Source organism: Mycolicibacterium sichuanense (genome assembly GCF_033741125.1).
Classification (GTDB): Bacteria; Actinomycetota; Actinomycetes; order Mycobacteriales; family Mycobacteriaceae; genus Mycobacterium.
Genome location: NZ_JAWQPU010000007.1, coordinates 118,146 through 137,084, shown reverse-complemented (window position 1 = coordinate 137,084; position 18,939 = coordinate 118,146). Strand labels below are relative to the sequence as shown.

At 69.6% G+C, this 18,939-nt stretch carries 18 protein-coding genes; 9 read left to right on the top strand and 9 right to left on the bottom strand.

All coding sequences use genetic code 11. The annotated features are described in order from the left end of the window. Window positions 1–87 precede the first annotated feature (87 nt). Genes SBI80_RS21365 through SBI80_RS21330 form a run of 8 tightly spaced genes read left to right on the top strand, consistent with a single transcriptional unit; the run spans window position 88 to window position 7,455 of the window. Window positions 88–945, top strand: a complete 858-nt coding sequence (locus SBI80_RS21365; RefSeq protein WP_318976829.1) for a shikimate dehydrogenase — start codon at window positions 88–90, stop codon at window positions 943–945. Window positions 946–991: 46 nt separating this feature from the next. Beyond that, window positions 992–2,350, top strand: a complete 1,359-nt coding sequence (locus tag SBI80_RS21360; protein WP_318976828.1) for an MFS transporter — start codon at window positions 992–994, stop codon at window positions 2,348–2,350. 19 nt (window positions 2,351–2,369) lie between these two features. Further along, entirely contained in the window at window positions 2,370–3,146 is a 777-nt protein-coding gene (gene pcaH, locus SBI80_RS21355) for a protocatechuate 3,4-dioxygenase subunit beta (protein ID WP_318976827.1), read from the top strand. Further along, window positions 3,143–3,718, top strand: a complete 576-nt coding sequence (gene pcaG / locus SBI80_RS21350) for a protocatechuate 3,4-dioxygenase subunit alpha (RefSeq protein WP_318976826.1) — start codon at window positions 3,143–3,145, stop codon at window positions 3,716–3,718. The genes pcaH and pcaG overlap by 4 nt, the downstream gene beginning before the upstream one ends. Continuing rightward, the gene (pcaB, locus tag SBI80_RS21345) at window positions 3,715–4,920 is read left to right on the top strand and encodes a 3-carboxy-cis,cis-muconate cycloisomerase (protein ID WP_318976825.1); all 1,206 of its coding nucleotides are present in this window, start codon (window positions 3,715–3,717) and stop codon (window positions 4,918–4,920) included. Before pcaG ends, pcaB begins: the two co-directional genes overlap by 4 nt. Next, window positions 4,917–6,092 carry a bifunctional 3-oxoadipate enol-lactonase/4-carboxymuconolactone decarboxylase PcaDC gene (pcaDC, locus tag SBI80_RS21340; RefSeq protein ID WP_318976824.1) on the top strand — a complete coding sequence of 392 codons (1,176 nt, stop codon included), beginning with the start codon at window positions 4,917–4,919 and terminating at the stop codon, window positions 6,090–6,092. Before pcaB ends, pcaDC begins: the two co-directional genes overlap by 4 nt. Further along, the gene (locus SBI80_RS21335; RefSeq protein WP_318976823.1) at window positions 6,089–6,781 is read left to right on the top strand and encodes a 3-oxoacid CoA-transferase subunit A; all 693 of its coding nucleotides are present in this window, start codon (window positions 6,089–6,091) and stop codon (window positions 6,779–6,781) included. The genes pcaDC and SBI80_RS21335 overlap by 4 nt, the downstream gene beginning before the upstream one ends. Beyond that, complete coding sequence (locus SBI80_RS21330) at window positions 6,778–7,455, top strand: CoA-transferase (RefSeq protein ID WP_318976822.1); 678 nt, start codon at window positions 6,778–6,780, stop codon at window positions 7,453–7,455. Before SBI80_RS21335 ends, SBI80_RS21330 begins: the two co-directional genes overlap by 4 nt. Before the next feature lie 8 nt (window positions 7,456–7,463). On the opposite strand, the gene SBI80_RS21325 is transcribed toward SBI80_RS21330, so the two are convergent. Continuing rightward, on the bottom strand, window positions 7,464–7,931 hold the full coding sequence (locus SBI80_RS21325; protein ID WP_318976821.1) for a nitroreductase/quinone reductase family protein: 468 nt from the start codon (window positions 7,929–7,931) through the stop codon (window positions 7,464–7,466). Between the two features lie 168 nt (window positions 7,932–8,099). Here SBI80_RS21325 and SBI80_RS21320 point away from each other — a divergent pair, with 168 nt between their 5' ends. Next, entirely contained in the window at window positions 8,100–9,116 is a 1,017-nt protein-coding gene (locus tag SBI80_RS21320) for a CobW family GTP-binding protein (protein WP_318976820.1), read from the top strand. A 4-nt stretch (window positions 9,117–9,120) separates the two neighbouring features. Here SBI80_RS21320 and SBI80_RS21315 read toward each other — a convergent pair whose 3' ends face one another. From SBI80_RS21315 to SBI80_RS21280, 8 genes are all read right to left on the bottom strand, one after another. Continuing rightward, the gene (locus SBI80_RS21315) at window positions 9,121–9,957 is read right to left on the bottom strand and encodes an endonuclease/exonuclease/phosphatase family protein (protein ID WP_318976819.1); all 837 of its coding nucleotides are present in this window, start codon (window positions 9,955–9,957) and stop codon (window positions 9,121–9,123) included. Window positions 9,958–10,006: 49 nt separating this feature from the next. Beyond that, entirely contained in the window at window positions 10,007–11,191 is a 1,185-nt protein-coding gene (locus tag SBI80_RS21310) for a metallophosphoesterase (protein ID WP_318976818.1), read from the bottom strand. Window positions 11,192–11,246: 55 nt separating this feature from the next. Then, complete coding sequence (locus SBI80_RS21305) at window positions 11,247–12,995, bottom strand: BCCT family transporter (RefSeq protein ID WP_318976817.1); 1,749 nt, start codon at window positions 12,993–12,995, stop codon at window positions 11,247–11,249. A gap of 84 nt (window positions 12,996–13,079) precedes the next feature. Next, window positions 13,080–13,484, bottom strand: coding sequence for a YybH family protein (locus tag SBI80_RS21300; protein ID WP_318976816.1), 405 nt, complete (start codon window positions 13,482–13,484; stop codon window positions 13,080–13,082). A gap of 19 nt (window positions 13,485–13,503) precedes the next feature. After that, window positions 13,504–14,952: an aminotransferase class I/II-fold pyridoxal phosphate-dependent enzyme gene (locus SBI80_RS21295; protein WP_318976815.1), complete on the bottom strand. Its 1,449-nt coding sequence runs from the start codon at window positions 14,950–14,952 to the stop codon at window positions 13,504–13,506. Beyond that, window positions 14,949–16,109 (bottom strand): amidohydrolase family protein, encoded by a 1,161-nt coding sequence (locus SBI80_RS21290; protein ID WP_318977027.1) that lies wholly within the window; start codon window positions 16,107–16,109, stop codon window positions 14,949–14,951. The genes SBI80_RS21295 and SBI80_RS21290 overlap by 4 nt, the downstream gene beginning before the upstream one ends. Before the next feature lie 16 nt (window positions 16,110–16,125). Next, window positions 16,126–17,433: an aspartate aminotransferase family protein gene (locus tag SBI80_RS21285; RefSeq protein WP_318976814.1), complete on the bottom strand. Its 1,308-nt coding sequence runs from the start codon at window positions 17,431–17,433 to the stop codon at window positions 16,126–16,128. After that, window positions 17,430–18,923 carry an APC family permease gene (locus SBI80_RS21280; protein WP_318976813.1) on the bottom strand — a complete coding sequence of 498 codons (1,494 nt, stop codon included), beginning with the start codon at window positions 18,921–18,923 and terminating at the stop codon, window positions 17,430–17,432. The genes SBI80_RS21285 and SBI80_RS21280 overlap by 4 nt, the downstream gene beginning before the upstream one ends. Between the last annotated feature and the right edge of the window lie 16 nt (window positions 18,924–18,939).

The window sequence follows — 18,939 nt, the reverse complement described above, 5'->3', positions numbered from 1 at the left end:
CCACCAACCAAGGCTTGACGAGACGCACGCCACACTGCTCTACTCTCTTGTACGTACCAGTTAGTTCATTAGAGAGAGCGGTAGACCGTGGCGAACGAACCCTTCCTCGTCGGCCTGGTCGGCATCGGCGTCGGGCCGTCGCTGACCCCGGCCATGCACATGGCCGAGGGCGCGGCCCACGGCCTCGACTACGTCTACCGGACCATCGACCTGCGCGAGATCGGCGTCGCCCCCGAGCGCGTCGGTGAGGTGCTCACCTGGGCCCGCGCCCTCGGCTTCAACGCCCTCAACGTCACGCACCCGTGCAAGAAGCTGGTCATCGAGCACCTCGACGCGGTCGACGACGCGGCGGCCGCGCTAGGAGCGGTCAACACGGTCGTCTTCGAGGCGACCCGCACGGTCGGGTACAACACCGACGCACCCGGGTTCGCCACCGGCTTCGCCGAGGGACTGCCGGCAGCCGCAACCACCGACGTCGTCCTGCTTGGCGCGGGCGGCGCCGGTGCCGCGGTCGGTCACGCCCTGCTCGAGCTGGGTACCGATCATCTGACCGTCGTGGACCTCGACGTCGATCGCGCGACCGCGCTGGCTGGTGAACTGGCCGCGCGGCACCCGAACTCGCGGGTCGACGCCTCGTCCTTCGACAAGCTCGCGGTGCTCCTGCCGCACGCCGACGGCGTCGTGCACTGCACGCCCACCGGCATGGCCGAGCACCCCGGCCTGCCCTTCGACGCCGGCCTGCTGCATCAGGGCCTCTGGGTCGCCGACATCGTCTACCGCCCGTTGAACACCGAACTGCTGACGGCTGCCCGACGCGCCGGCTGTCGCACCCTCGACGGTGGGCACATGGCCGTGCACCAGGCCACCACCGCATTCGGACTGATCACCGGCCGCACGCCGGACGCCGGCAGGATGTCGCGACACTTCCGCGGCCTCGTCGGCTGATTCACCCCCACCAACCCAGCGCCCGCAGGAAACTTAGGAGGATCCGATGACCGCAATCCACCCAAATCCCGCCGGGGGTGTGCCCCCGGCCCGGCCCGCGCGCACCCCGCGCCGGGCCGCGCTGGCCAGCTTCATGGGCAGTGCGGTCGAGTACTACGACTTCTTCCTGTTTGGCCAGGCGGCTGCGCTGATCTTCCCCCGGGTGTTCTTCCCCGCGGGCGGCGGCCAGGGCGCCCTGGTGATGTCCTTCGCAACCTTCGGCGTGGCCTACTTCGCGCGGCCCGTCGGGGCATTCGTGCTCGGCCACTTCGGCGACCGGATCGGCCGGCAGAAGGTGCTGATGTTCACCATCGTCTTGATGGGCGTCTCGACCTTCGCCATCGGCTGCCTTCCGACGTTCTCCAGTGCTGGTTACCTCGGACTCGGTCTGCTGGTGCTCTGCCGTCTGCTGCAAGGCTTCTCGGCGGCGGGTGAGCAGGCCGGCGCCAGTTCGCTGACCCTGGAACACGCCCCCGACCACAAGCGCGCGTTCTACACCTCGTGGACGCTGACCGGGACCCAGGGCGGACTCATCCTGGCGTCGCTGGTACTGATCCCGTTCGTCTCGCTGTCGGATGAAGCCGAGCTCTCCTGGGGTTGGCGAGTTCCCTTCTGGCTCAGTGCCGTCGTGGTCGTCGTCGCGTACTTCATCCGCCGCAAGCTGCACGAGACCCCGGAGTTCGAGGAGGCCAAGGCCGCGGGCACCATCGCCCGGATGCCGCTGAAGCCGCTGATGCGCGATCACTGGCGCGACGTGCTGCGCGTCTTCTTCTGCGCCTTCATCGCCGCGGTGTCGACGGTGTTCGGCACCCTGGCCATCGCCTACGGCAAGAAGGTCGGGTTGCCCGCCGACATCACCTTGTGGCTGGTGGTCGTGGCCAACGTCGTCGCCCTTGGCACCCAGCCGTTGTTCGGCATGCTCGCCGACAAGATCGGGCGCAAGCCGACATTCGTCTACGGCGCACTGTCCTCGGCGGTGCTGATGCCGTTCTACATGCTCTCGATGAGCAACGACGATCACACGCTGACGTTCATCTTGGCCATCGCGACCTTCGCGTTCGGCTACGGTGCCGCCAACGCCGTCTGGCCGTCCTTCTACAACGAGATGTTCAGCACCGAGGTGCGTTTCTCCGGCGTGGCGATCGGTACTCAGCTCGGCTTCCTCGTCGCCGGCTTCGCCCCGACGATCGTCACCGCGCTCGGCGGCATCCGCGAGGGCGGCTGGGTCGTCATCGGCGTCTTCACCGCCGTCGTCTGCGTCATCGCGGCCGCGTCGGCCCTGACCGCCAGCGAGACCAAGGACGTCCCCACCATGCTGCTCGGCAAGCGGACCCAGGACCCGACCCGGGCACTGGTCGACCACTAGCACCGAGGAGGACCACGACATGTCAAGCATCGCAACCAATTCCGACAGCGCGTCAAGCAGCCAGGCCGACGTCAGCGCCGAGATCGCGGCCATCGAGAGTACCTATCAGCAGGCCGGGGTCGAAGAGACCCAGCCCCGGCTGGACTACGCGCCGTACCGCAGCAGCCTGTTGCGGCACCCGACCAAGGACCTGCACCACGCCGATCCCGAGGGGATCGAACTGTGGACGCCGTGCTTCGGCCAGCGTGACGTCAACGCACTCGAGTCCGACCTGACCATCGGGCACGGCAGCGATCCAATCGGTGAGCGGATCGTGGTGACCGGGCGCGTGGTCGACGGGGACGGCCGCCCGGTGCGGCGTCAGCTCGTCGAGATCTGGCAGGCCAACGCCGCGGGACGCTACATCCACCAGCGTGATCAGCATCCCGCCCCGATCGATCCCAACTTCACCGGGGTGGGGCGATGCCTGACCGACGACGACGGCTACTACCGGTTCACCACCATCAAGCCGGGCCCGTATCCGTGGAAGAACCACCGCAACGCGTGGCGACCGGCGCACATCCACTTCTCGCTGTTCGGAACGGAATTCACCCAGCGGATGATCACCCAGATGTACTTCCCCGGTGACCCGCTGTTCGGTTTGGATCCGATCTACCAGGCCATCACCGATCAGAAGGCGCGCGATCGATTGGTCGCCACCTACGATCACGACGTCACGACGCACGAATGGGCGACCGGATACCGATGGGACGTGGTGCTGACCGGTGCCCACCGCACGCCGATGGAGGAATCGTGAACGCCATGCTGACTGCAACCCCCGGCCAGACCGTCGGCCCGTTCTTCGGTTACGCACTTCCGTTCGAGCGCGGCAGTGAATTGGTACCACCCGGGTCGCCGGGTTCGATCCGGCTGCACGGCGTCGTCACCGACGGCGAGGGCAACCCGGTTCCCGACGCACTCCTGGAGATCTGGCAGGCCGACGCCGACGGCAACGTGCCGAACGCCACCGGGGCGCTGCGGCGCGACGGCTGGACGTTCACCGGTTGGGGCCGTGCAGCCACCGACGACGAGGGGCACTACAGCTTCTCGACGGTGTTGCCCGGCGCGACCAATCCCGGTGCGGCGCCGTTCATCATGGTGACGATCTTCGCCCGCGGGCTGCTCAACCGACTGTTCACCCGGGTCTACGTACCGGGTGACCACCTGGCCAAGGACGCCCTGCTGGCATCGCTGCCCGCCGATCGGCGCGACACGCTCGTCGCCACCGGCGAGCCCGACGGCCTCCGTTTCGACGGCCTCCGTTTCGACATCGCCCTGCAGGGTCCCCGGGAGACGGTCTTCCTGCGGTACCCGGGCCATCGGCCGTGACGGATCCCTTCTGGCCGGGTGACCACCTCGCCGGCGAGGTGATGAGCGGTGCGACGTTCCTGCGGGCCATGGTTGCGGTGGAACGGCATTGGCTCGACGGCCTCGTCTCAGCGGGGATCGCACCAAGGGCCGCCAGCGCCGAGCTGAGCGGCTACCTCGATGCCGACGACGCGGAGGCCATCGCGCAGCGGGCCGACACCGACGGCAATCCGGTGTCGGGTCTGGTGAGGCTGCTGCGCCAACGCACGCCCGAGGCGACGGCACGCTGGTTGCACCGCGGACTGACCAGCCAGGACGTCGTCGACACCGCCTTGATGCTGTGCCTGCGCGAGGTGGTCGACCGGATCACCGCGGAGATCGCCGTCCAAGTCGGTGCCCTGTGCCAGCTCGCCGAAACCCACCGTGACACACCGATGCTCGCGCGCACCCTGACCCAGGCCGCGCTGCCGAGCACCGTCGGGGTCAAGGTCGCCGCCTGGCTGAGCGGTCTGCTCGATGCGGCCGAGCCGTTGGCCGACGTCCGCACCGGCCTGCGCGTGCAGGTGGGCGGCGCGGTGGGCACGCTGGCCGCGATCGTCGAGCTCACCGGATCGGTGCGAGGCGCCGTCGACCTGGCCGACGCATTGGCCGGTGCGCTGGGTCTGGCGCCTGCGGCACCGTGGCACACCACGCGCGCGCCGATCACCCGGGCCGGCGACGTGCTCGTCGGGTGCTGCGACGCCTGGGGCCACGTTGCCGCCGACGTCGCGACCGGCAGCCGACGCGAGATCGGGGAGTTCGCCGAGGGCAGCGGCGGCGGGTCGTCGACCATGCCCCACAAGAACAATCCGGTGCGCTCGGTGCTGATCCGGCGCGCGGCGCTCACCGCCGGCCCACTGGCCGCGACGCTGCACACCGCCGCGGCCGTCAGCGTCGACGAGCGCGCCGACGGCGGCTGGCACGCCGAGTGGGCGCCCCTGCGGACCCTGGGCCGCCAGACCGTCGTCGCCGCCGTGCACGCCTCGGAGCTGCTGACCGGGCTCGCCGTCGACGCCGACCGGGCCGCGGCCAACCTCGCTGCCGCCGGCGACCTGGAAGACGAGCAGCGTACGATGGCGCAATTGGCTGGGCGGCAACCGAATCCGAGCTATGTCGGCGCGGCCGACCTGCTCGTCGACGGTGCGCTGGACCGCGCGCGCCGCTACCGGAAGGACGCTTCGTGAGTACCCCGCGACTGGTCGGAACCGACTTCGGCGGCCCGGCCGACGCACCCCTGCTACTACTCGGCCCGTCGCTGGGCACCTCGGCGGACACGCTCTGGGCCAGCGCGGCACGATACCTGCGTTCGCATCTGCGCGTCGTCGCATGGGACCTGCCCGGCCACGGCCGCAGCCCGGCGGCCGAGGTGTTCGGCATCGCCGACCTGGCCGCCGGCGTGGTGGCACTGGCCGATCGGCTGGACGCCGAAAACTTCCACTACGCAGGAGATTCCGTCGGCGGAGGCATCGGCCTGCAGCTGCTGCTCGACGCCCCCGACCGGGTGCGCACGGCCACGGTGCTCTGCACCGGCGCGGTGATCGGCACCCCCGACGGCTGGCACGACCGAGCCACCGCCGTCCGCGCCGAGGGGATCTCCGCCGTCCTAGGCGGTGCCGCGCAACGCTGGTTCGGTAGCGGGTTCGCCACCCGTCGACCCGACCTGGCCGCCGGGCTGCTCGGCGCGCTGCGCGACACCGACCCGCAGTGCTACGCGCAGACCTGCGAGGCGCTGGCCGCGTTCGACGTCACCAGTCGTCTCGCCGACATCACCACGCCCGTGCTGGCGATCGCCGGGGCCGAGGACGTGCCCACTCCCCCGGAGTCGTTGCGGCGCATCGCCTCCGGAGTGAAGAATGGTCGCCTGGAGGTGCTCGACGGCGTCGGGCACCTGGCCGCCGCCGAAGCTCCGGCCCTGGTCGCCGCGCTGATCGCCGAGCACTGCGGCGTGACCACCGAACCCGACGGCACCACCGCCGCCATCCACGACGCCGGGATGACCGTGCGCCGGGCCGTGCTCGGTGACGCCCACGTCGACCGTGCCGTCGCGGCGACCACCGATCTCACCGCCGACTTCCAGCGGATGATCACCGAGTACGCCTGGGGCACCATCTGGACGAGGCCCGGGCTGGACCGTCGCAGCCGCTCGATGATCACGCTCACCGCGCTGGTCGCCCGCGGCCACCACGAGGAATTCGCCATGCATCTGCGCGCGGCCCGGCGCAACGGGCTGACCAACGACGAGATCAAGGAACTGCTGATGCAGACCGCCATCTACTGCGGCGTGCCCGACGCCAACACGGCGTTCCGGATCGCCTCGACGGTGCTCACGGACTACGACTCCGGAGAGAACCGATGAGCCGCACGGTGATCCACGATGACTCCGCGGCGGCCGTAGCCGGCATCGCCGACGGTGCCACCATCCTGGTCGGCGGGTTCGGCATGGCCGGCATGCCCACCACGCTGATCGACGCGCTGATCGACCAGGGGGCCAGCGGGCTGACGATCGTCAGCAACAACGCAGGCAACGGTGACACCGGGCTGGCCGCCCTGCTGGCCGCCGGACGAGTCGACGAGGTGATCTGCTCGTTCCCGCGGCAGTCAGACTCCTACGTGTTCGACGGGTTGTACCGCGCCGGCAAGATCCGGCTCGAGGTGGTGCCGCAGGGCAACCTCGCCGAGCGCATCAGGGCCGCGGGCGCCGGTATCGGGGCGTTCTTCTGTCCCACCGGTGTCGGAACGCCGCTGGCCGAGGGCAAGGAGACGCGCACCATCGACGGCCACGACTACGTCCTGGAGTACCCGATCCACGGCGACGTCGCGTTGATCGGCGCCCACGTCGGCGACACCGCAGGAAACCTGCTGTACCGCAAGACCGCCCGCAACTTCGGACCGGTGATGGCGACCGCCGCGGCGCTCACCATCGCCGAGGTCGCGCGCGTCGTCCCGGCCGGTCACATCGATCCCGAGACCGTGGTGACGCCAGGCATCTTCGTCGATCGCATCCTCGATCTGTCCGCGTCGACCCAGTCGGAGGTGGCATCGTGACGCTGCACGCACCCGTTGCGCCGACGGTCGAGCACCTCGATCGTGGGCCGCTGAACCGGCGCGAGCTCGCGGCCATCGTCGCCCGCGACATCCCCGCCGGCTCGTACGTCAACCTCGGCATCGGGCAGCCCACCACCGTCGCCGAGTACCTCGATCCGGCGGCCGGGGTGGTGCTGCACACCGAGAACGGAATGCTGGGCATGGGCGGCGAGGCCACCGGTGACGCGATCGACCCCGACCTGACCAACGCGGGCAAGATCCCCGTCACCGAGACGATCGGGGCGTCCTACTTCCACCACGCCGACTCGTTCGCGATGATGCGCGGCGGCCATCTCGACGTCTGCGTGCTCGGCGCGTTCCAGGTCAGCCACCGCGGCGATCTGGCCAACTGGCACACCGGTGCCCCCGACGCCATCCCCGCCGTCGGCGGCGCGATGGATCTGGCGATCGGCGCCAAGAACGTGTTCGTGATGATGAACCTGTTCGCCAAGGACGGCACGGCAAAGCTCGTCGCCGGCTGCACCTACCCGCTGACCGGCCTGCGGTGCGTCAGCCGTGTCTACACCGACCACGCGCTGTTCGAGATCGACCTCGGCGGCTCGGGGGTGCGCATCCTGGAGACGTTCGGCACGCCCGCCGCCGACCTCGCCCGCCGCTGCGACTTGGGCGCGTAGTCGAACGTCTACGCGGTGAAGACGGGGATGGCGCGGCCAGTCCGCAGCATGACCACGGGGATGTGGCGCGTCGTCGAGCTCTGGTAGCCGAGGTAGGGCGGGAACAGGTGGGTCATGTAGGCCCAGACCTGGTGGCGCTCCTCGTACTCCGGTTCGCGCCAGGTGGCCTCGAACGCCTGGGTGGCGATCTGCACGTCGACCGTCTCGCTCTCCCTGATGTTCAGGTACCACTGCGGATCGGTGTCGGCGCCACCCTTGGAGGCGACGATCACCACCTCCCCACCGACGATGCCGTAGATCAGGGGCGTGACGTGGGGTGTGCCGGACTTGCGGCCAGCGACTCTGATCAGGCAGTGCGTCCCGAGCTGGTGGCCGCCGGCCGAGCTGAGGTCCAGGATGTGCCCCTGCGCACCTCCCGATCCGAGGTAGGTCTCGAGGTGCTGCCTGGTCCAGTCCGCGGCGTCTGCGTCGCCCATGAACGAAATCCCCTCATTCGGTCGATTCGGCCGCCTACCCAGACGGGCCGCCCCATGGCGCTGCGGACCGCGGCGAGCGGCGTGCCGTTCTGCGTCACCCGATCGAGCGTACTGATCCGACCGCGCACCCGAGGTTGCCGCGCCTGGCGCCCCACCTACACTCCTCGGGTGCGCGCCATCCCCGTCATCGCCTTGACCGGGTACCTCGGTGCCGGCAAGACTAGTCTGCTCAACCACGTACTGAGGGCTCCGGACGCGCGGATCGGTGTGGTCATCAACGACTTTGGTGACGTCAACGTCGACGCCGCGCTGGTGACCGGCCAGGTCGACGAGCCGGTATCGATCGCGGGCGGGTGTGTCTGCTGCCTGGAAGACGACGAAGGGCTCGACACTGCCCTGGAGAAGCTGACCGACCCGCGGTTGGCGCTGGACGCGATCATCGTCGAGGCGAGCGGGTTGGCCGACCCCGTCGCCGTCTCACGGTTGATCCGCTTCAGCGGCGTCGAGCGGGTGCGCCACGGCGGTGTGGTCGACGTCATCGATGCCGCCACCCACTTCGACGTCGTCGACCGTGGCGGCGCCCCGCTCGCGCGGTACGGTGCGGCGTCGCTCATCGTGGTCAACAAGCTCGACCAGATCCCCGAGGACCGGCGCGACGCCGAGTTGGCCCGCATCGAAACCCGCATCCGGGAACGCAATCCGCACGCCCACGTGGTCGGGGCAGTCGGCGCCAGGATCGACCCCGCGCTGCTGTACGACGTGGCCGACACCGACGACGGGACGGGACAGCTGTCGATTCGCGAGCTGTTGCTCGATGCGCACGCCGACCACCACGACCACGTCCACGCCGCCTCGGCCACGGCGACCAGCGAGGGATGCATCGACCCCGGCGCCCTGCTCGACCTGCTCGAGGATCCACCCGCCGGGGTGTACCGCCTCAAGGGCACCGTCGCGATCCGGGGTCGCGACCGGGTGCGCCGCTACGTGGTGAACGTGGTGGGCACCTCGGTGCACGTGGCGACCGCACCACCCAACGCCAGGGCCAACTGCCTGGTGGCCATCGGCACGCACTTCGATCCCGACGCCGTCGGCGACCGGTTGGCGACGGCGCTGCGCCAGCATGACGGCCCCGCAGGCGCGGTAGGCGTGCGCCGGCTGCAGCGTTACCGGAGGCTCAGCATCTGATCGGTCAGAACCGCCAGAAGCGTTGGCGCCGATCGGGTTCGGTCGGCGTGATCTCGTGGGGTTCGAAGCGGCACCGGACGCCGAAGTGATCCGAGGGGAACACCCGCGGCAGCTCGGCGGCGATCGGTTCGGTGCCGAGCAAGTCGATTTCGGTGGCCGCCCAGCAGTCACCCTTGAGCAGCACCCGGTCGAACCGGACGTGGCGGTGCTTGCTCTTGCTGTCGAAGCGCATGTGGTTGATGGAAGTGTCCTCGGTGAAACCCGGCTCGTCCGGCCGCAGCGCGGGCCATACGTCCCGGTACGCCGCGGTGATGATGGCGTTCTCGGTGTCACGCATGTTGAAATCGCCCATCACGATGGCGTTCTCGGCCCGTCGCAGAGAGCCGAACACCCGGCCCAACTGCCTCGCGCGAAGTGCCGAGGCGGCCTTCCCGCTCTCCAGGTGGATGGCGGTGATCACCAGGGGACGGCCGTTGACGATCAGCTGGGCGGTCAGGAAGCCACGGTCCAGATGCGTCGGCAACCGGGTGTAGGTGACGCGCCCGAGCGGCAATCGGGACAACATCAGCATGCCGTAGTTGCCAACGCCGGCACCGGTGATCTCGGCCCGGCGGTAGCGCACCCTGATCCACGGCTGGGTGAGGAAGACCTCGAGCGCCTCGGGGGTGACCTCCTGAAAGACCATGACGTCCGGAGGGTTTCGGGACAGCAAGCGTGCGATGGCCTGGAAGCGGTCCTGGGCGTAGTACTCGCTGAACCACACGTTGAAGGTGGTAACGGTGAGCGACTCGCGCTCGACGTCGGCGACGCCGCCCGCGTCGACCCATCGGTCCGACGCCACGTCGAACTTGCCGACGGGGACCGTCCTGCCGCGCGCTCTCAACGGCGTGTCACGGCCGGCGCAGGGTCAGCACGGTGATCTCGCTCGGTGCGAAGACCCGGAACGGCGGACCCCAGAAACCCGTGCCGCGGCTGGTGTAGAGCTGGGTGCGCTCGCCGTGACGGCTCAATCCGTGCACGACCGGCTGATCCAATCGGACCAGGACGTTGAACGGCCAGATCTGACCGCCGTGGGTGTGCCCGGAGATCTGCAGGTCCACCCCGGCCCGGACCGCCTCGGGGATCTGCTTGGGCTGGTGGGCCAGCAGCAGCACGGGCAGCGCCGGGTCGGCACCGGCGAGGGCTTCATCGAGGTCGGCCCCATGCCCGAGGGCACCCGAGCCGCGGGCGGTGGCGTCGTCGACGCCGGCGACCACCAGGGCATCGCCACCACGCTGCACCACGACGTGCCTGTTGTGCAACGCATCCCAGCCGATGTCGGTCATGTAGTCCAGCCAGCCCTGGGCCTCGCCGAAGTACTCGTGGTTGCCCGTGACGTAGACCCGGGCCAGCCGCGCGCGGACCGCCGCGAGGGGGCGCACCTGTTCGTCGCGCATCGCGGGCGTGCCGTCCGCGAGGTCACCGACATGGCAGACGACGTCGGCGTCGATCTCGTTGACACGGTCGGCGACCAGCGCCGACCACCGGGTCCGATCGATCGGCCCGTAGTGGGTGTCGGTGATCATCGCCACCCGCATCCCGTCCAGTCCGCCGCCGAGCCTGGGGATGACCACGTCGACGTGCTTGGTCCGTGGCAACCGCATCGCCTCCACGTGCCCCCAGACGAGCAGCACCGCGACGACCACGACGACCGAGGCTGCCACGATCCGAGAGCGGGCCGGATCGTCGATGCCCGCCAGTAGTAGTGCTACGCGCAGCAACTGCGCCAGCACCGTCCAGACGAACAGCACCCAGATCGCGCCGAGCAGGGTGTCACCGATGACGGCAGCCCAGTCGCGGTGCCGCCGGCCGTGACCCAGCATCATCGCCATCGGAAGCCCGACGAATACTGCGGCGAATGCGACGGTCCCGGCGATCACCACGGCCGGCGGCCACGCCGTGCCCGCCGAGAGCAGCGTCCACCAGGGCGCTCCGAGCAGGATCAGCAGGATCAGGCCGACGACGACGAGTCGCACACCACTGCGCCCGCGCCTGCGCGCGGTGGTCTCGACCGTGACTGCCGGGGTGTCTGCCATGACCGCCGAGGTTACCCGTCGCTCCTCGGTCACCCGGGCGCGCCGCGGCCCCGGATCAGTTCGGTGCGGCCGGGTCCCGTTCGACGGCCGGGTCCCGTTCCACCGCGATGACGAAGTCGTCCCCGTGCTCGCAGACCCCGGCGATCACGGCATCCTCGACGGCCTCGGCGGCGTAGCGCTGCCGAATCATCATGGGGTCGTTGCGAAGATCCTTCACCAGCGCCACCGCGAGACCAACCATCACCAGCACGAACGGCAGGGCGGCCAGGATGGTCAGCGTCTGCAGACCGGTCAGCGCATCGTCCCCGCCGACGAGCAGCATGACCGCCGCGACGGCCCCGGTGGCGGCACCCCAGAACACCACGGTCGCCTTGCTCGGCTCTATGGTCCCGCGTTCGGACAGCGAGCCCATCACGATCGACGCGGCGTCGGCTCCGGAGACGAAGAAGATGGCCACCAGCACGATCACCACCACGCTGGCCACGGTGGCCAGCGGGAACTGGTCGAGCAGCGTGAACAGCTGACCCTCGGTGGTGCCCTCGCCGGCGAGGTCGACACCGCTCTGCTGGATGTGTATCGCTGCGCCGCCGAAGATGGCGAACCAGATCAGCGACACCACGCTGGGCACCAAGAGCACACCGGTGACGAACTGGCGGATGGTGCGACCGCGCGAGATTCGCGCGATGAACATGCCGACGAACGGCGTCCACGACAGCCACCACGCCCAGTAGAACACCGTCCAGGTCTGCAGCCAGGTGTCCACCGCACCCCCCTCGGCACCGCTGCGGGCCGACATCATCGCGATGTCCTGCAGATAGCTGCCGAGTGCGGTCGGAATCACGTTCAGGATGAACACCGTTGGGCCGACCACGAAGACGAACACGGCCAGCGCGAGCGCCAGCACCATGTTGATGTTGGACAGCCACTGGATGCCCTTGGCCACACCGGAGACCGCGGAGAAGACGAAGGCGATCGTCAGCACCACGATGATGCCGAGCAGGACCGCGTTGCCGCCGGCGCCGATGCCCGTGACGATGTCGAGCCCACTGCGGATCTGCAGGGCACCGAGACCGAGTGACGCGGCCGAACCGAACAGCGTCGCGAAGATCGCCAGCATGTCGATGACCTTGCCGAGCGGCCCGTTGGCGCGATCGCCGAGCAACGGTGCGAACGCCGCGCTGATCAATTGCAGGCGGCCCTTCCGGTAGACGCCGTACGCGATGGCAAGACCCACGACGGCGTAGATCGCCCACGGGTGCAGCGTCCAGTGAAAGAGCGTGGTGGCCATCGCGGTTTGCATGGCCTCGGGGTTGCCCGGCGCACCGGTCCCGGGCGGCGGTGTCACCAGGTGCGAAAGCGGCTCGGCGACCCCGTAGAACATCAGCCCGATGCCCATGCCCGCGCTGAACATCATCGCGATCCAGGACACGGTGCGAAACTCCGGTTCCTCACCGTCACGCCCGAGTGGGATGGCGCCGAAACGGCTCGCGGCCAGCCACAGCACGAAGACCACGAACCCCGTCGACGTCACGACGAAGAGCCAGCCGGTGTTCTCCATGGTCCAGGTCAAGGCGGTACCGGACACGCTGCTCAGCGACGGCGTGCTGACGAAGCCCCACACCAGGAATCCCACGGCGATGACGGCGGTGACGCCGAACACCGCCCAGTCGATGCCACGACTGCGCGCCTGCTCGGTCTCGTCGACCGCGACGTCCAGCGCAGGATGGGATACCGCGTCGACCGTGCGACGGCGCCTGCGTGGTTCGGCGGGCTGTTCGACATCTGGGCTGGCTTCGGTCGTCATGAAGCGACCTTCCGGTTGACTGTCGGCATACGGATGGCTAACAGACAACTACCTCACAGGGTGTGCGTCAAACGCGGGTGCGGGTCACTGCGGGGCAGAATCCAGCGACAGGTGTTCGTGAACGCCGAGCCAGCGGCCGTCGGCGTCGCGCCGCAGCACGATGGTCTCGCGTTCGCGTTGCTCGGTGTCCTCGCCGGCCAGCCGCGTGCGCACCTGGTGCGTGAACACCGCGACCTCGTCGGTGACCACGTCCAGGCGCGGGTTCACCGAATGGCAGGACAGCACCCGAAAACCGTCGCGCTCCCACTGCGCCCACAGCTGCTCGTAGGCCGCCCGCGATGGCAACAGCGCGGGTTCGGCGTGGAAGAGGAACGTTGCCTCTGGGGCGAACGCGTCGAAGTAGGCCGCGGTGTCGTGCGCGCCGAAGGCCTCGATGAGGGCGACCGCGGCCTGCATGGCCGAGGTCGAGGGATCGTCGGACGTGGGCATGTGTACCTCCGGGTTGACGCTAGCGGGTGACGATCTTGACGCATGTGAGCGTCGGGTCGGAGGCGCTGATCGGGTTGCCGGCATCTCGCAGCGCCGTCAACAGTCTCAGCACGTCGTCGTCGAACCGCTCGCCCGGCATCACCAGCGGGATGCCCGGCGGGTAGGGCGTGATGGCCTCGGCGGCGATCCGGCCCGCCGCCCGATTCAGGCTCACCGTCTCCGCATCGGCGAAGAACGCCTCCCGCGGGGTCAGCACCACCTCGGGCCGCACGGCCAGCACGTCGGCGACCAGCGCCGTGCCGCCGGTGCCGGACCGCGCCCCGGCGTACTGGGCGACCTCGGTGAACGCGGTGACCAGTCGCTCCATGTCGGAGTCGGTGTTGCCGATCGTGGTGATGCACAGCACGTGCCCGGCTCCGGCCAGCTCGGGTTGGACGCCGTGAACGTCGTTGAGCCGCTTGAGGATCGACCGGCCGTCGGCGCTCGATCCGGCGGTCCCGATGAGCAGCTTGGTCTCGTCGAGCTGGTGCAACCCGGTGCCCGGACCCGCGAGGTGTTCGGGCCGCAGCACGGTCAGTCCGGGAATGGCGGCGAGGCGGGCCCCGGTTCGGCGGGCGCGGTCCAGGGCGTCGTCGAGGAGTCGTCGCCCGTCGAGCATCATCTGCCGGCGCGCGAGATCGATCGAGGCCATGATCGCGAAGTGCGGGCTGGTGGTCTGGATCAACTGCAGGGCGCGGCGCACCGTCGCCTCGTCGAGGACGTCCGGGTCGACGTGCAGCACCGCCGCCTGGCTCAGACCCGAGATGACCTTGTGCACCGACTGGACGGTCGCTGCACCGAATCGTTCACCGGGCGTTGGCATTTCGGGGTGAAATGCGAAGTGCGGCGAGTGCGCACCGTCGACGAGCAGGGTGGCACCGTGGCGGCGACACGACGCGGCGATGGCCGAGAGGTCCCCGGTGGTGCCGTAGTAGGTGGGGTGCAGCACCCACAGCGCGGTGGCTCCACTGTCGCGGAAGCCGCGTTCGACGACGTCGACGTCGAGGCCGTGGGCGACCCCGAACGCGTCGTCCCAGCGGGGTTCCAGCCACACCGGCCGCGCGCCGACCTGCACCAGACCCGCCAGCACCGACTTGTGGGCGTTGCGCGCCACCAGGACCGGCTGCCCGGGCCGCAACGCCGAGAGCGCGACGGCGATGTTCCCGCCCGTCGACCCCTGCACCATGATGAAGCTCTTGCCGACGCCCCAGGCGTCGGCGATCAATCCCTCGGCCTGCGCGATCGGCCCCTCGGGGCAGTGCAGGGTGTCGGTGTCGGGCAGATTGTTCAGGTCGACGGCGGCGAGGTGGTCGCGAAACCACGGGTCGAGGGTGCGGCCCCCCTTGTGCCCTGGGCTGTAGAACGGTGCCTGATCGCGTTCGACGAACCGCCTCAGCGACTCGTAGAGCGGTGCGGCACCGTGCTTCACAGCCCGTAGACCCGGGTGGAGTTCTCGACGCCGATCATGTCGACCAGGTGAATCGCGTCGGCGACACCGCAGTCCCCGGTGCGGATCCAGTCGCCGAGCACCTGGCCCATCGCCCGGCGCCACAGCACCGAACCGAGCACGTGGAGTTCGGGTGGGCCGAAGGCATCCGAGGAGTACAGCTGCTTGGCGAACGGCGCGGTCTCCAGCGCCTCGGCGACCAGTCCCGTGGACCGCACGCCGAGGTAGTTGATCGCCAGGCCCACGTCGAAGTTCACGTGGTCGAAGGCTTGCGCCAGGTAACCCGCCTGCCGCTGGAACGGATAGCAGTGCAACAGCAGCACCGGGACCGGGCTCATGGTGCGCAGTAGCGGCAACAGCAGCATCGGGTCGCTGCGGTGCAGGTCCATGTCGCGGTCGCCGAAGCCGACGTGTACCTGGATCGGCAGATCGTGCGCCGCCGCCTCGTGGACGCCGAAGGCGATCAGCACCGGATCGGCGACCCGCAGCGGCGCCGGGCCGGCTGCGAGCGCGCGGGCACCAGCGACCACGTCGGCGTCCGACGGCCGCGACCAATCGATGTCGAAGCCGATGCGGTAGGCGGCGATCGTCTTGGTGCCCAACACGTTCGGGTCTGCGGTGGCCTTCTCGAGGGCGGCGCGGAACGCCGCGGGGAAGTCCTCGGGCGACGTGCCTCCCTCGAGCAGGTCCTCGGTGAGACGCTCGAGCCGCAGGATCTCCGACGACGGCACCCCGCTGAGATCGGTGAGCCGCTCGGGGGTAGTGATGAGGTCGCCCTTGAAGCCGGTGTCGACGATCCAGCGCGCGACGCCCGCGGCGGGCAACAGCAGTCGGGCCAGCTCGTCGGGGGCGAATTCACTGCGGCGTGCCCAGTAGTCGTCGGCGCTGGCGAACGCGTCCAGGCCGAGCAGCGGTGCGCACCACCGCCGGATGGACAGGCCCAGCGGCGAGTCGAACTGCGTCATGAACCCGGGCACCGGATCGGTGGAGCCCTCGTTGATGGAGGCCTCGAAGTCGGCGCGGTCCACGGCTTGGTCGAATACGCCGTGCACGTGGTGGTCGATCAGGCCGATGCCCCGAAGATGCTCGGCCAGCGGGCCGGGCACCACGTCCTCGATGCCGGCGAAGAAGTCGGGCATCCCCGCTGCGGACACGTCACCAGCCTGCATAGCGTGCAACCTCCTCGGTATCGACTCGTCCGCCGGCGGCGTCGGCGATGGCAGCGCCGAGGATCTCGACCGCACGGTCCGCCTCGGCCTCGGTGAGGACCAGCGGTGGGGTGATCTCCAGGACGTTGCCGCCGACGTAGTAGACGACCGCTCCCAGCTCCCACGCACGGTAGACCACCTGCGCTGCGAGCCGGGGATCACGGTCCCCGGTTTGCGGGTCGACGAGCTCCAGGCCGATCGCCAGGCCGCGGCCCCGGACGTCGCCGATGTGCTCGGCGCCCGGTGATCCGGCCAGTGCGCGCAGCCCGTCGGCCAGGCGCGCGCCGACCGTCGCCGCTCGTTCGGCCAGCCCGTCGCCGACGATGGTGGCCAGCACCGCGCGACCGGCCGCGGTGCACACGGGGTTGCCTGCGGTGGTGAGAAGAGCTGCGGCAGGCGGATCGTCGAGGATCTCGGCCGGGCCGACGGCCGCCGAGAGGGGCAACCCGCCGCCCAGCACCTTGCCGAAGGTCACGATGTCGGGGGTGATGCCGTCGTGCTCGAACGCGTGCAGGGTGCCCGGGCGGCCGAGTCCCATCTTGACCTCGTCGCAGATCATCGGAACCCCGTGCTGCGTGCACAGTTCCTGCAACCGGGCCAGGAACCCATCGGGCGGGACGACCAGCCCACCGTCGGACAGGATCGGTTCGACGATCAGGCAGGCGGCCGAACCGCTGCTCAGATGGGCCTCCGCCTGCTCGAGGCAGCGGGTGACGTCGTCGGTGACGTCAGCCCCCGATGGCCGAAAGGGGTTGGGATAGGCCAGGAACACCGCGTCCGGATCTGCCGGGGTGCCCGCATCGACGTGCACGCCGGAGACGCCCATCGCGACGCCGACCCCACCGTGGTAGCTGTGTTCGAACGCGATCACGGTGCGCTTGCCGGAGGCATGCCGGCACGCGCGCAGCGCGACGTCGTTGGCGTCGGAACCGGCGTGGCCCAGGTACACCCGCCGCTCCCCGCTGCCCGGCACCAGCGCCAGCAGATCCTCGGCGAGGCCCACCGAGTCGGGATGCACCGCGGACAGGCCACCGGAACCGGGGGCGGTCCGCACCGCGCGGCTGACCGCCTCGACGATGGCCGGGTGCCCGTGGCCGAGGCCGCTGGCCGTCCACGTCGCCGACAGGTCGAGCAGCTCCCGGCCGTCGGGGGTGACGAGCGTCGACCCGTGCCCCGATGTCACCTCGAGCGGGAAGAACCGCAGCTTCTCGATGCCGGCGATCGCGGCGGCGTCGCGCTGGTAGAGCGTGCTCATTCGGACTGCGTTTGCGCCAGCTCGGCGGCCAGGGACTCACCGACGCGCTTGGCAATCCGCGACGCGGCCAGGGCGATGACCAATCCGACCAGACACCAATACAATCCGAGCAACGGAGCGTCGGACCACGTCTGTGCGCCCTTGACGTTGAACCACAGCACCACCGCGATGACGATCGCACCGAGCGTCGGCAGCAGCAGCCCGAGCACCTTGCCGCCGCCGCCGTGTACGCGGACGAACCTCGGCGCGCCGACGAACCACACCGCAGCGATCTCGACGAGCAGGTAGCAGACCATCAGGCAGACCGAACCAGCGACCGCGAAGAGGAAGTAGGTGTTGATCGCGGCGTTGCCGGTGCCCATGTCGGGCCAGCCGAGGGCACCGCAGATCAGGTCGACCACCAGGGCCACCCCGACCACCAGCCAAGTGGCGAAGCGCGGTCCGCCGGTGCCTTCGTGGATGTGCGCCAACGACTTCGGGCCGAAACCGTCCCGCCCGAACGCGTACAGCATCCGGCCGGAGGTCGCAGAGCACGCCAGGTGGCAGCCGAACGCGGATACGATCGCGGTGAAGATGATCAACAGGCTGAACCACTGGCCGACGTAGCTACTACCCAAGTCGCCCAACGTGTTTCCGGAGTTCTGGAAGGCGTCCAGGCCCGCCTGATCGGTACCGAACCCGACCACCTGGGCGAACATCACGACGACGAACAGCACACCGGTCAGGATCAGCGTGCCGGCCAGGGCCCGCGGGATGTTGCGGCCGGGATCGTCGGTCTCCTCGCCCATCGAGGCGCAGGCCTCGAAACCCGCCCACGACAGGAAGGCGGCGACGACCGCGCTGAGCACGGCCGAGGCGGAGACCCCGTCGAAGGAGAACGCACTGAAGTCCACCCCGGTGCTGGGCGCGCCACCCTTGGCGAAGATCACCACCACCAGCACGATCATCGACACGATGCCGACTCCCTCGATGGCGAGCAGGATCTTGGCCAGCAGCCGGACGTCACGCCCCGACAACAGGAACGAGATCAGGGCGCCGATCACCACGACGACGAGCCACGGCACCTGGAACGGGTTGTCGTTACCGGGCTGCAGTTCGGCGATGAAGGCGTTGACGAACGCCGCGGTCAACGCCAGGGTTCCGATGGCGAAGCCGACGTAGGCCCCGAGCATGGCGAAACCGGAGAAGAACCCGGCCCGCGGCCCCAGGGTGCCGCCGACCAGGCCGTAGGCCGATCCGGCGTGGTTCAGGTGACGCGTCAGCCGCACGAAGCTGTAGCCGACGAGCGAGACCCCGATCAGGCCGATCAGGAACACCAGCGGAATGGCCTTGCCGACCGTCGCGATCAGGCCCTGGCCGTTGCCGGACATCGCGAGGGTCGGCCCGACCAGGGCGACCGACATCGCCAGGGCCACCCAGAAGGGCAACCGGCGGTGCGGAATTTGGTCGGATCCCTCCGACGGGGTGACCGGCGAGGTGTTGGTACTCATCGATGTCTCCTTCTCG

Bases quoted from the DNA above. Each gene is read 5' to 3' on its own strand.
- SBI80_RS21290 (WP_318977027.1), bottom strand. From the start codon at position 16,109: ATGCCCGACTTCTTCGCCGGCATCGAGGACGTGGTGCCCGGCCCGCTG.
- pcaH (WP_318976827.1), top strand. From the start codon at position 2,370: ATGTCAAGCATCGCAACCAATTCCGACAGCGCGTCAAGCAGCCAGGCC.
- SBI80_RS21335 (WP_318976823.1), top strand. From the start codon at position 6,089: ATGAGCCGCACGGTGATCCACGATGACTCCGCGGCGGCCGTAGCCGGC.
- SBI80_RS21310 (WP_318976818.1), bottom strand. From the start codon at position 11,191: ATGGCAGACACCCCGGCAGTCACGGTCGAGACCACCGCGCGCAGGCGC.
- SBI80_RS21360 (WP_318976828.1), top strand. From the start codon at position 992: ATGACCGCAATCCACCCAAATCCCGCCGGGGGTGTGCCCCCGGCCCGG.
- SBI80_RS21325 (WP_318976821.1), bottom strand. From the start codon at position 7,931: ATGGGCGACGCAGACGCCGCGGACTGGACCAGGCAGCACCTCGAGACC.
- SBI80_RS21280 (WP_318976813.1), bottom strand. From the start codon at position 18,923: ATGAGTACCAACACCTCGCCGGTCACCCCGTCGGAGGGATCCGACCAA.
- SBI80_RS21300 (WP_318976816.1), bottom strand. From the start codon at position 13,484: ATGCCCACGTCCGACGATCCCTCGACCTCGGCCATGCAGGCCGCGGTC.
- SBI80_RS21305 (WP_318976817.1), bottom strand. From the start codon at position 12,995: ATGACGACCGAAGCCAGCCCAGATGTCGAACAGCCCGCCGAACCACGC.
- SBI80_RS21285 (WP_318976814.1), bottom strand. From the start codon at position 17,433: ATGAGCACGCTCTACCAGCGCGACGCCGCCGCGATCGCCGGCATCGAG.